The sequence below is a fragment of the Enterobacter oligotrophicus genome (genome assembly GCF_009176645.1).
Classification (GTDB): Bacteria; Pseudomonadota; Gammaproteobacteria; order Enterobacterales; family Enterobacteriaceae; genus Enterobacter; species Enterobacter oligotrophicus.
The window spans coordinates 270,120-282,959 of sequence record NZ_AP019007.1; the positions used below are offsets into that span (position 1 = coordinate 270,120).

Consider the following 12,840-nt stretch of genomic DNA (forward strand, 5'->3'; position numbering starts at 1 on the left):
ATTAAGGACGCCTGAAGAGGGTAATACTTCGTCCGGGCAGCTCGTAATCCACGGTGCTGGTGAAGACCTCTCCGGGAGTCGTATCCGCAGCCGTTGACAGTTCCAGCACCCAGCCCCCTTCACCAAACTGCGGGATCTGGAACGGGACGCTGCCTTCAAAGGGGTTAAAGAGCATCAGCACATCGTGCCAGATGCCCTCTTCCTGTTTAAGGTCCGGCCGGCTGATAGAGACACCGAGCGTCGAGCCTTCATCCCACTGTTCAGACTGCTGCGGGCCGCCACCGGCATTGAACCAGCGGATTTCAAGCCCGTCACGCCAGCTTTCACGACGTAACAGCGGCTGTTCTGCACGCAGTGCAATCACACGCCGGGTAAAGTCGCGAAGCGCAGTGTCGTTTTCAGACAGCCCTTTCCAGTTAATCCACGAGATCTCGCTGTCCTGGCAATAGCCGTTATTGTTGCCCTTTTGCGTCCGGCCAAATTCATCCCCCGCCAGCAGCATTGGCGTACCGTGGGAGAAAAAGAGCGTCGTCAGGAAATTACGTTTTTGTCGCTCACGGGTAGCGATAATATCCGGATTTTCTGTCGGCCCTTCCTCGCCATAGTTGCAGGAGAGGTTTTCGTTATGTCCGTCGTTATTCTCTTCGCCATTATCGGCATTATGCTTCTCGTTAAAGGAAACCAGATCGTTTAGCGTAAAGCCGTCATGGGCGGTAATAAAATTGACGCTGGCCCAGGGGCGACGGCCGCGCAAATCATACAAATCACCGGAGCCGAGCAGTCGTGCGGCAAAATCGGTGGAGACATTATTGCCCTTCCAGTATTCCCGCACGGTATCGCGATATTTATCGTTCCACTCCCCCCAGCCTGGCGGAAAACCGCCCACCTGATAACCCCCAGGACCTATGTCCCAGGGCTCACCGATGAGCTTGAGTCTGGATAAAACAGGGTCCTGACTGATGGCATCGAAAAAGCCACCGCGCGGATCAAAACCTTCAGGTTCACGCCCAAGTATGGTCCCCAGATCGAAGCGAAAACCGTCAATATGCATGGATTCAGCCCAATAACGCAGCGAATCCATAACCATCTGCAACACGCGCGGGTGCGATGTGTTTACGGTATTTCCCGTACCGGTATCATTGATGTAGTACCGGTGCTGATCCGGCAACGTGCGGTAGTAACAGAAGTTATCAATGCCCTTAAATGAAAGCGTCGGCCCCAGTTCATTCCCTTCCGCCGTGTGGTTATACACCACGTCAAGAATGACCTCGATGCCCGCGTCGTGGTATGCACGCACCATGTCGCGAAACCCCTGAATACCCGCAGGTCCGTAATAGCGAGACGCCGGGGCAAAAAAGCCCAGCGTGTTATAGCCCCAGAAGTTCTTTAACCCTCGGTCGAGCAGGTGCTGATCGTCCGGGAACCAGTGAACGGGAAGCAGCTCAACGGACGTAATGCCCAGACTTTTGATGTAATCAACTGAGGCTTTATGCCCCATCCCCTCGAACGTGCCGCGCAGTTCAGGCGGAATGGCCGGATTAAGCTGGGTGAACCCCTTCACGTGGCTCTCATAAACGACGGTATTCGGCCAGGGAACGTTCGGCCGGTTGTTATCCTGCCAGTCAAAAGCATCCGGGTCGATGACCTTGCATTTTGGCGTGAAGGGCGCGCTGTCACGCGTATCAAAACTCAGGTCCTTGTCTTCATGCCCCAGTTCATAGCCGAAATGGGCCTCGTTCCACTCGATATCACCCACCAGTTCGCGTGCATACGGGTCAACAAGCAGTTTATGCGGGTTGAATCGGTGGCCGTTCTCCGGGTCGTAAGGCCCGTAAACACGATACCCATAAAGCGCACCCGGCTTCAGATCGGGCACGTAGCCGTGCCAGACTTCATGGGTATATTCCGGCAGCTCCAGACGGGCGATTTCCGTTTTACCCGTGGGATCGAACAGGCACAGTTCCACGCGCTCGGCGTGAGCGGAAAAGAGAGCGAAGTTAACGCCCTTGCCATCATAATTAGCGCCTGGCTGCTGGCCATGACCGGCCCGGATTTCAAACGTTTGATCCTTTAGCATTGTTATTCTCCGTGTTTATTCGCAAGTAAGCAGAACCAGCAGGTATCCCGATTCAGAGGTCAAATCCAGCGTTTCCTCCAGCATCCTGCTTTCACCGGTAAACAGATCCCGGTAGCGCTTCCCGGTCAGTTCTTCGGGTATGGCGACCGTGGTATTGGCCCACAGCGTGTCGGGGGTTGTTACATCAAAAACCAGACGCGGCACGGCGACAATCAATGCAGAGTCGTCTTTGACGCGAGCATAGACAATCAGGTTATTTTCGCGCTCGCCGCTCACTTTTAACGGCAGCCAGTCACCGTAGCGGAAAAGCGCCGGATAATGCGGCCGGAGCCGTAATAGCGTCGCCGTGACGTACTGCTTCACACTTCCGTCTCGCCAGCGCTGTTCGTGATGAAACAAACCCGAATCGCCGATACTGAGGTTAGCCCTGAGCACCGCAAAATCCGGCTCGCGGCGGTTATCCGGATCGACCAGGCTACAATTGAGCGCTTCACTTCCCTGATAGATATCCGGCACACCGGGCGCGGTCAGCTTGATGACCGTCTGGCTCAGGCTGTTCATGAGCCCGGCGCGGATGAACGGTTGCAGAGATTCACAAAAATCATGCAGGAACAGCGTGTTATCCGAAGAAAGCAGATGCCGCACATAATCCAGCACCACGTTTTCATAGCTTTCGTTGCTGTCGATCCAGTCGGTACGTTGCTTGGCCTCGCGCAGTGCTTTTTCAATGAAGCCGAGAAAACGATCTTCGAGTGATTTCAGCCCGTCGCGATCGTCCGGCGATAACGTTGCAGGCCAGACGCCAGCAAGTGCCTGATAGATCATCCAGGTATCGGCCGCGTTCGGCGCGGTGCCGTCATTAAGAAAACGCACCTGCGTCTGGTTCATTTGCCGCCAGCGCGCCAGGTTTTCGCCCCACTGCTCCGGTGCTTCCGTCAGCGTGTAAAGGCGCGCACGCGCATCCTCGCCGCGCTTGGTATCATGTGTTGACGTCCCCAGCAGCGCGTCAGGCTGACGGGCAAGACGGATGCGCATCTCCTGGTGAAAACGCGCCAAAGAGAAAGCCTGCGGAGTCGGGTCGGCCCCCACTTCATTCAACGCAAGCTCCAGGTTATGGCGAAAGAACAGCGTATCTTCTACCGATTTCGCCATCAGTGGCCCGGTCAGCTGTTGAAAGCGGGTTCTGAAAAGTGCTGCCGCGTCTCGGCTGTGCGGCTGCACGTCGCCGGTCAGGATACGCATGATCAGGCTAAGTGCGGGTTCAGGGGTAGTAATGCGGGCGACAACGCGATTAAGCAGCGCAACATCGGACGGCGTTAACCCTTCAGCCGTGCCGTAGGTACGGTAAACCGGAAAAGCGATAAGCAGTTCCCGCAATGTGTGCCGGATGTCGTCACTGTGGAGCGCAAGTCCGTTTTGCCGGGCCAGATCCGTGGCGATGGTCAGTAACGTCGTGAATTCACCCTCAAAGTTGCGATCGGTCATCAGACCTTTGGCGTCACGCAGCGCATCATGACGATCAACCGTTCCGCCCACCGTCTGGTCATGAATATTTTCGAGGCGTTCCAGGTTGTTGTCGTCCACCAGCACTTCGGCAAGCGAGGCGATAAATTCATACCCGGTCGTGCCCGATACCGGCCATTCGGCGGGGAGTTGCTCCCCCTTCGCCAGGATTTTCTCAACCGTGATGTAACACGCCGGGCCGGTGGCCTGGCGCAGACGCTGCAGGTAACCTAATGGATCGGCAAGCCCATCAACGTGATCAATCCTCAAGCCATCAACAACGCCAGCGTGGACAAGATCCAGGATCAAACGGTGCGTATCGTTAAAAACTGCTTCATCTTCAACTCTGACACCCACAAGGCCTGTGATCTCGAAGAAGCGCCGCCAGGAGAGCTGCTTCGATGCCTCTCGCCAGGACATCAGCCGCCAGCTTTGCGCCTCGTGCAGCTCTGCAAGGGTTTTATCATCCGCAACGGTTGCCGGGTTAAGAGGATAGGCGGTGTCATAATAGACCAGTGCTGCCTTTCCGGTGACAGTGTCACGTTTTAACGTGATTGCCCCCTTCTCCAGCTCCGCCTCAAAAGTATCGCCGAGAAACGGTAACGTCAGCGGGCGCGACCAGTCGATATCAAAATAGCGTGCATAGCGGCTCTGCTGACCATACTCAATGACGTCCCGCCACCAGCGGTTTTCAAGGGATGTCGACATATGGTTAGGGACAATATCCAGGATCAGCCCCATCCCTGCCTGACGGAGCGCGCTTGCCATCCGATCAAAACCCGCGCGCCCGCCTATAGCGGGCTCTATCTCATTCGGGTCGACCACATCATAGCCATGCGTGGAATCATGGGTGGCCGTAAACACCGGTGATGCATAAAGGTGACTAATGCCGAGATCTTTCAGATACGGCACCAGTTCAACAACGCGATCAAAGGTCATTCCATTGCGAAACTGAATACGGTACGTAGCGGAAGGGATCATAACGAGGCGTCTCCGGCAGCAAAGCGAACAACGACGCTGTTCGGAAGCAAAACGTCGTCTGCCTCCGGCCAGGTAAAGAGGGTTTCTCCCGGCAGTTCGGGTAATTCAACGCTTTTTTTACCGATATTGAGCGCCAGCGACAGCGTACCTGACGGGAATCGCCAGCTCACCGCAACCATGCCAGGCACCGCCTGCAGAACGCTTCCCTCCACGGCACCGGTTTGTCGAAGTAGTGGCACAATATAGCGATGACGCAATAAAAGCAGGTTTCTCGTCAAACGCAGCCATGCTTTTCCTTCGTCGGTTGTCGCCTTATTCCAGTCGAGTTTTGAACGTAAGAAGGTGCTTATCGCATTCGGGTCCGGGACGGATTCATCGTGACCGGCATGGCCCGTAAACTCTTTTGCGCGCCCTTCCCGCACGGCGTTAGCAAGATCGCCGTGGAAATCGGTGAAAAAGAGAAACGGATGGGTTTCACCATACTCTTCCCCCATAAACAGCAAAGGAATGTGGGGCGAAAGAAGCAGTGCGGCAAGTAAAACGCGTGTTTTATCAGGACCAGCAAGCGTGATGAGCCTGTCTCCCTGCGCGCGATTACCGATCTGGTCGTGGTTTTGAATAAAATCGACAAAGAATGTTGGCGGCTGAGTATGGCATTCCACGCCGCGCGATTTCCCCGTCTGAAGCGAAATTTCGCCCTGGTATACAAACCCTTCTGTAAGCGCCCGCGCGAATTTTTTCTCAGGCTCAAACGCAAAGTCCTGGTAATAAGCGTGCGTCTCGCCAGTGGCAAATACATGTGCGGCGTTGTGAAAGTCATCATTCCACTCGGCGGTAAAGAGCGGCGTCTTGCCCTGTTCATCCCGTGGATGCAGGAAAATGACGTTGCGGCTATCTTCCGTGGTGAGATGGATATGACGCTCAGGGATCACCTCACGAATACGTTCAGCGATCGCCTGTAAGATATGTGTTTCTGAAGAATCAATAATCTGATCAATGGCATCGAACCGTAACCCGTCCAGATGATATTCCGTTAACCAGAATAACGGTGCTTCAGTGATATATTGCCTGACGGGTTCCACGTCATAGGCAATGCCGTTGCCCCACGGCGTCATGCGATCCTGGTGAAAAAAAGCCGGTGACAGCAGTGGCAGATAGTTACCTTCGGGGCCGAAGTGATTCAGAACGATATCCAGAACCACCGAAAGCCCGAGCCCGTGGGCGGCGTCGATAAAGGCATGAAAATCATCCGGCGTGCCATACGCTGAATGTGGCGCATAGAGCAACACGCCGTCGTAACCCCATCCCCGTGTCCCGCCAGACTGAGAAACGGGCATCACTTCCAGTTGCGTAATACCCAGTTCTGCCAGCCAGGGGAGTTTATCGATAGCGGCCCTGAACGTCCCTTCCTGAGTAAACGTCCCCACGTGCAGTTCATAAATGACCGTCTCTTCCCACGGACGCCCTTTCCAGGCCTGGCTTACGTGATGCGAAACGCGCGAGTCAATAACCACAGAAGGCCCGTTCACATCACCTTTCTGCGCCCGCGAGGCAGGATCGGGTATCGTCATGCCGTCCTGTAAAACGAACTGATACTCCGCGCCGTGATTAACGCCTGTAACGTCAACCTGAAACCAACCGTCGCCTGCAGCCACCATCGGAATATCCTTTTCCGCAAGCCGCAACGTAAGCATTTTTTGCCCTTCAGCCCAGACGCGAAAACGTACAACGTCATCGGAAATAAACTCAGCACCCCAGTGTTTTTGAAACATTCTGGATTCCATTCATTGTCCTCGAATGAGCCACGCTTTACGCGCAACGAAGTACAAGTTTAGTCCAGGATGAAAAGAGTGTTATGGCTGCGGTTTAATCACCAGATTTGTCTGAATGTGTTATTTTTGCCCGCTCACGCACATTTAGCGGCTAATCTTGAAATTCACTCGTTAAGGAGGCCGGTATGTCTGCAGGAAATAACCCCACACTTCATTATCCTCGCCCACCGTTTGTGGAACAACCGCAACAGGCCCCAGGGCTGGCATCAGAAATGAAACCCTTACCGGATCATGGCGAAACAAGCTATATCGGCTCAGGGAAACTTTCAGGGAAAAAAGCCTTAATCACCGGCGGAGACTCCGGTATTGGCCGGGCCGTTGCCATCGCCTATGCGCGTGAAGGTGCAGACGTCGCCATTGGTTACCTGCCGGAGGAAGAGGCCGACGCAGCGTCGGTGATTGCCCTAATCCGGGCTGAGGGCCGCAAAGCCATAGCGATCCCCGGCGATATCCGGGTTGAGTCTTTCTGCGATACCCTGGTGGAAAAAGCGGTCGCTGAACTGGGCGGGCTGGATATCCTGGTCAATAACGCCGGACGCCAGCAATACTGCGAATCTATCGACAATCTCACCACGGCGGACTTCGACGCGACATTTAAAACCAACGTCTATGCCCCTTTCTGGATAACGAAGGCCGCCCTACGTCATCTTTCCGCCGGTGCCGTTATCATCAATACCTCATCCGTCCAGGCGTTTAAACCCAGTGGAATTCTGGTGGACTATGCCCAGACCAAAGCCTGTAACGTTGCATTCACCAAATCACTGGCGAAACAGCTTGGACCGCGCGGGATTCGGGTTAACGCTGTTGCGCCAGGGCCGTACTGGACACCGCTTCAGTCGAGTGGCGGCCAGCCACAGTCAAAAGTGCAGAAGTTTGGTGAAGATACGCCGCTGGGCAGGCCGGGCCAGCCGGTTGAAATCGCTCCGCTTTATGTCCTGTTCGCATCCGATACCTGCTCGTTTGCGTCCGGGCAGGTATGGTGTTCCGACGGCGGAACGGGTGTCGCATAATCCGCTATCTCAGGCCTGTCCGTCATGGACAGGCCTGAGCGCGCAGGAATGTTAATAAGTAAAATTGCCGCTTACCCGCCTTTCTTGTACCCTTTCATCGTTTATCCCCCCATAAAAACTGAGACAACCGGGCCACATGACTGCACACATTTCTAAAGATCCTTTGCATGGCGTAACGCTGGAAATGCAGGTAAACGCGCTGGTTGCGCGATATGGCTGGAGCGAACTGGGCAACCGAATCAAAATCAACTGTTTCAGAAAAGACCCCAGCGTCAAATCGAGTTTGAAATTTTTGCGCCGCACCCCGTGGGCGCGTGCAGAAGTTGAAGCGCTGTATCTGGATTCCCTGAGTGATAACACAGACGTTGAAGCGGATGTCCCGGCCTTTAACCCGTGGACCAACAACAGATTGACCAGGAACTAAAACATCCATGTCGCGACATGTAAAACGGATTGGTGCGCTGGCTGGCTGCGCACTTTTACTTGTTAGTTGCTCCTCAACGCCGCCGAAATCTCTGGTTACGCCGCTGCCGTCCGTGAATAAACCGGCTCAGCAGGCAAATGTGCCTGTCCGTGGCGTCTGGCTGACGACGGTTTCGCGTCTTGACTGGCCACCGGTCTCGTCGGTGAACGCCATCAGCGCCGATCAACGTATTCATCAGCAGCAACAGGCGCTGAAAGATAAGCTCGATAAGCTGAAAAGCCTCGGTATCAACACCGTGTTTTTTCAGGTGAAGCCAGACAGCACCGCGCTCTGGTCGTCTAAAATACTGCCCTGGTCCGATATGCTGACAGGCAAAATTGGCGAATACCCAGGGTATGACCCCCTGCAATTTATGCTCGACGAAGCGCACAAGCGCGGCATCAAAGTCCACGCCTGGTTTAATCCGTATCGCGTATCGACGAATACCAGGCCCTCAACCATCGCCGAGCTAAACCGAACCTCGTCGTTACACCCTTCCAGTGTTTTCGTGCAGCATCCGGAGTGGGTTCGCACAGCGGGCAATCGCTTTGTGCTTGATCCGGGCATCCCGGACGTTCGGGACTGGATCACCCAGGTGGTGGCCGAAGTCGTGTCTCACTATGCGATAGACGGCGTCCAGTTTGATGACTACTTCTACGCAGAATCGCCCGGTTCAACCCTGAACGACTCGCAGACCTACAGGCGCTACGGCCAGGGATTTACCTCAAAAGCGGACTGGCGTCGTCACAATACACAAGAGCTTATTGTGCAGGTTTCCAGAGCCGTTAAGCAGTTGAAACCCGATATTGAATTTGGCGTGAGTCCGGCAGGCGTCTGGCGCAATCGCTCCTTCGACCCGGCGGGTTCTGACACGCGCGGTGCGGCCGCGTATGATGAGTCCTACGCCGACACGCGTAAGTGGGTACAGCAAGGACTGCTGGATTACATCGCGCCACAGATCTACTGGCCTTTCTCACGAGACGCTGCGCGGTATGACGTGCTGACAAAATGGTGGGCAGAGGTGGTGAAGCCAACCCATACCCGCCTTTATATCGGTATCGCATTCTATAAAGTGGGCGCACCTTCCAGAAATGAGCCGGACTGGACGGTGAACGGCGGCGTACCGGAACTGAAAAAGCAGCTTGATTTGAATGACTCACTGCCGAACGTCAACGGCACGATCCTGTTCCGTGAAGACTATCTCAACCAGCCGCAAACGCAGGACGCAGTCAGCTATCTCAAAGGCCGTTGGGGAAGCTAAGCGTTAAAAATCGGGCAGAAACAGCACACTTCTGCCCGATTTAACTACGGCTTCGGTCCAAACATGTCCAGCAATTGCTTTTCGTCCGGCATCCCTACCACCTGCTGAAGCTCATTTTGCCCATTCATATAGTAAATGGCCGGCGTGGCACTGGCTCCCAGACTGTCCATTAATGTCTGGTGTTTTTGCAGTGTCTCAACGGTTTCACGGGACGCACTGCCCTCCGGTTTTGGCAATGTTTTACCGCCAGAAAGCTCGTACTCTCGCCAGGCCGCAACCGGATCTTTCGCCGTCAAAATTGCAGAAGCATATCGCCCGCTATCAGAATTAAGAAAAGCCACCAGTAGCGTATTCAGTTGAACCTTCCCTGCCTTCACCCACGGCTGAGCCTCGGACCAGAAGGCTTTGCAGTACGGACAGAACGGATCGGCAAAGACGAAGACTCTGCGTGGCGCGTTATCTGCCCCCTCTTTCAATGGGTGTGCTGCATTAAGTGTCTTCCACATCTCGCGTCCCAACGGGGCGTAAATCTCTTTCTGAAAATACGCCTCACTGAGGTTTTTCCCTTTTTCATCGTACAGATAGCCGGAAACAACATGTTTTCCGTCAGGTGTCAGAAAAAGGGTAACGCCCATGTCCTGATATTTCCCCAGCCAGGCAGGGGCACCGCCGGGAGCGTCAATCTTTTTAATGATCGTGATATCTTGCTGCTCGCTGAAGTTCTTCACTGCATCCGGTATATCATCAGCGGCCTGGGTTAGCCCTGACGCCATCAGCAGTGAAAGTAACAGTAATTTTTTCATAACTCATTTAGCCTCTTGCGATGTGCAGATATCACTTTCTCATGACGTTCAGGCGTGAGCGGGCAAACTGAAGCTCGAAATGCTCTGCGTTAAATGCTGCGCCTGCTCTTCCAGAGACGCGGCAGCGGCGGCGGACTCTTGTACCAGCGCGGCGTTCTGCTGCGTGACACCGTCCATCTCCGTCACCGCCTGACCAACCTGGCCAATACCACGGCTCTGCTCTTCAGAGGCAACGGAAATCTGCTCCATCAGGGTATTCACTTTATTGACAGAATCAATGATTGAATTGATAACCTCTCCAGATCGATTCACCAGTTGCGCGCCATCTTTGACGCTGGCGACAGACTGCGCAATCAGGTTCTCGATATCTTTCGCGGCTACCGCACTCTTCTGGGCCAGGGTGCGCACTTCGCTGGCCACCACTGCAAATCCACGCCCCTGGGTACCGGCTCGTGCCGCTTCAACGGCCGCGTTGAGCGCCAGGATGTTGGTCTGGAACGCAATGCTGTTAATGACGTTAGTAATGTCCTCAATACGCTTTGAGTTTGCGGCAATGGTATTCATCGTTTCGATGACTTCACGGGTCACGGCTTCCCCGGTGTGGGCATTTTTCACCGCGTCCTGAACCAGTTTACCCGCCTGACAGACATTCTCGGTGTTGTTCGCTACGGTAGCACTCAGCTCTTCCATGCTGGCGGCAGTTTGCGTCAGCGCAGACGCCTGCTGCTCAGTACGGGAAGCCAGGTCGATATTCCCGGATGCAATCTCCTGTGCCGCGTGAGTCACCGTATGGCTGGCATCACGCACCTGCGAAATGGTGGTGAGCAGCGCCAGACGCATCTGCTCCATTGAGCCCATCAGGTGGTCGATCTCGTTGCCGGAATGGGCTTTCACGGGAACAGGAATGTTCAGCTTACCGGCTGCAATCTGGCTACAGTGTTCGCGCGCAAGGTTGACCGGCGTAAAGACAAAGCGTTTCATCAGCAGGCTAACCGCGATAATAACCAGCACAAACAGTAGCGCAATCGCAGCAATAATCACCAGACCGGAAACAAAATTGCTGCTCGCATCTTCATTCAGGCTTTTGGCATATTTCTGGTGTACCGACAGCACCTGGTCGAGCACAATCTCATACTGCCGATCAAGCCGGGAAACGTCAGGGATTAACGCGTTAAATTTCGCAATATCATGCGCGGCGGCGGCATTAATCAGCGGCTCAAGCCCCTGATTACGATAGTTTCGCCAGGCATCCTGATAAGCGCTCACCAGCGGAGCTTCATCCGTCAGACGCGGCGAGTCCATAAAGGCGGCAAACGCATTGTCCGCTTTCACCAGGGCTTCTTTGACAGCCTCCAGCTTCGCAGACGCATCCGTAGTGTCCCCCGCTTCCACCATTTTCACATACTCCATCACCCTCACGCGCAGGGTGCGGCTATGGTTGATGGGATCAATAATTGATAACACAACCTGAATTTCTTTATTCACGTTATCCAGTGAATTATTGCTTTTGATGATGAGTCCAACGCTGGTGATGGTGCTGGCAACAAAGAAAAATAACAGAGAGAACAAAATAATCAGGGACGATTTTTTCAACGACATAAACACCTCAGGGATAAAATTTCCCTTTGGTTATCGGCCAGTTCAGATCTTTTATTAATTAAAGTTATTGAAGTGTTGAAATAACCACCAGGCTAGCGTGAAAAATGGGGCCAGTTAATATCACCGACGCCGTTAAGCTGCGGACGCGCAAACAAAAAACCCTGGAAGCGTCGAATACCGGCGGATTCAAGCCAGCACCACTCTTCTATCTTCTCAATGCCTTCCGCCACCAGCGTGATTTCGAGATCGGTACAGCAACTGACGATTGATTTCACAATCGCCTGTTTCGGCCCACTAAGGTGGATGTCGCAGACAATCTCCCGGTCGATCTTAATTTTATCCGGCTGAAATCGTGTGAGCAGCGAAAGCCCGGCATAGCCCGAACCAAAGTCGTCTATCGCCAGGCCGATCCCTTCCGCACGCAGTTGTTTAATGGCGCTATTAAATTTGTTAAAGCCGGAAATCATCTCGTTTTCGGTGACTTCTATGATCACCTGCTCCGGCTGAAGGCCATGTATCTTGATCTGGTGAACCAAAAATTCCACGGCCCCCGGCACATTCACCAGTGACATCGGCAGAAGGTTCACCGCCAGTTTATGGCCGCCGATACCCAGTTTTTCCGCCAGGGCAAAGGCGTAGGCTTTGGTCTGCAAATCGACTTCGTAAATTTTGTCCTGATCGAGCGTACTGAAGAAATGCTCCGGGCTACCGCCGTCATTGCCGCGGATCAGGGCTTCGAGTGAGCTGATTTTCCCTTCGGTAGGTTCGACAATCGGCTGCAGGGCAAACTGGCATGACTGATTGGCGATAAGCCCAATACCCTCTCCAAACGGCAGATTTTCCCGTGAAAGCGTCCATTTATCCGCGTCGAACATTGCACCGGACTGAGGCGGCATTTTCCCGGTAATGAACGTCTGGATAAATTTAAACACCCGGTCATCAGAAGCCAGATAACTTTCAAGTTTGCTGTAATGCAACACTGACTGAAGAACGTCTTTGGCCGATTTGACCTGCAGATCAAACAGCAGCATGCCGACATTTTCGAAGCGTCGGCGCGGCCCATAGTCCCGCATCAGTTCAACCACATTACAATGCCGCTTATCACCGCGAATTTTATGAAAGAGGTTAACCACGCTCTCTTCCGATCCTTCCAGGATTTGCAAAATTTCGCGGCCGTCAGAAAGCAAAATACCGGTGATATTCAACCCGGTATTACGGCTCCGGGCCTGTTCAACCAGCGAAACCAGCTGAGCGGATTTGCAGGATGGATGTAACTGGCTTCGATAAATGAGTGTAGTCAGCACAGTAACG

At 53.9% G+C, this 12,840-nt stretch carries 9 protein-coding genes; 3 read left to right on the top strand and 6 right to left on the bottom strand.

The genetic code is table 11. From position 1 onward, the window contains the following. Window position 1: 1 nt before the first annotated feature. Genes glgX through treZ form a run of 3 tightly spaced genes read right to left on the bottom strand, consistent with a single transcriptional unit; the run spans window position 2 to window position 6,345 of the window. A complete protein-coding gene (gene glgX / locus EoCCA6_RS01335) occupies window positions 2-2,077 on the bottom strand; it encodes a glycogen debranching protein GlgX (RefSeq protein ID WP_152081121.1) in 2,076 nt (691 codons plus the stop codon). Window positions 2,078-2,092: 15 nt separating this feature from the next. After that, window positions 2,093-4,561, bottom strand: a complete 2,469-nt coding sequence (gene treY, locus EoCCA6_RS01340) for a malto-oligosyltrehalose synthase (protein WP_152081122.1) — start codon at window positions 4,559-4,561, stop codon at window positions 2,093-2,095. Beyond that, window positions 4,558-6,345, bottom strand: coding sequence for a malto-oligosyltrehalose trehalohydrolase (treZ, locus tag EoCCA6_RS01345; protein WP_152081123.1), 1,788 nt, complete (start codon window positions 6,343-6,345; stop codon window positions 4,558-4,560). Before treZ ends, treY begins: the two co-directional genes overlap by 4 nt. 173 nt (window positions 6,346-6,518) lie before the next feature. Here treZ and EoCCA6_RS01350 point away from each other — a divergent pair, with 173 nt between their 5' ends. From EoCCA6_RS01350 to EoCCA6_RS01360, 3 genes are all read left to right on the top strand, one after another. Next, window positions 6,519-7,403, top strand: a complete 885-nt coding sequence (locus tag EoCCA6_RS01350) for an SDR family oxidoreductase (protein WP_152081124.1) — start codon at window positions 6,519-6,521, stop codon at window positions 7,401-7,403. Window positions 7,404-7,539: 136 nt separating this feature from the next. After that, a complete protein-coding gene (locus tag EoCCA6_RS01355; protein WP_152081125.1) occupies window positions 7,540-7,827 on the top strand; it encodes a VF530 family protein in 288 nt (95 codons plus the stop codon). Window positions 7,828-7,834: 7 nt separating this feature from the next. Continuing rightward, window positions 7,835-9,127: a glycoside hydrolase family 10-like protein gene (locus tag EoCCA6_RS01360; RefSeq protein ID WP_152081126.1), complete on the top strand. Its 1,293-nt coding sequence runs from the start codon at window positions 7,835-7,837 to the stop codon at window positions 9,125-9,127. Window positions 9,128-9,171: 44 nt separating this feature from the next. Here EoCCA6_RS01360 and dsbG read toward each other — a convergent pair whose 3' ends face one another. The 3 genes from dsbG to EoCCA6_RS01375 all read right to left on the bottom strand — a co-directional run bounded on the left by dsbG (window position 9,172) and on the right by EoCCA6_RS01375 (window position 12,833). Further along, a complete protein-coding gene (gene dsbG, locus EoCCA6_RS01365; protein ID WP_152081127.1) occupies window positions 9,172-9,930 on the bottom strand; it encodes a thiol:disulfide interchange protein DsbG in 759 nt (252 codons plus the stop codon). A 48-nt stretch (window positions 9,931-9,978) separates the two neighbouring features. Beyond that, window positions 9,979-11,529, bottom strand: coding sequence for a methyl-accepting chemotaxis protein (locus EoCCA6_RS01370; protein ID WP_152081128.1), 1,551 nt, complete (start codon window positions 11,527-11,529; stop codon window positions 9,979-9,981). A gap of 92 nt (window positions 11,530-11,621) precedes the next feature. After that, complete coding sequence (locus tag EoCCA6_RS01375; protein WP_152081129.1) at window positions 11,622-12,833, bottom strand: diguanylate phosphodiesterase; 1,212 nt, start codon at window positions 12,831-12,833, stop codon at window positions 11,622-11,624. Window positions 12,834-12,840: the final 7 nt, after the last annotated feature.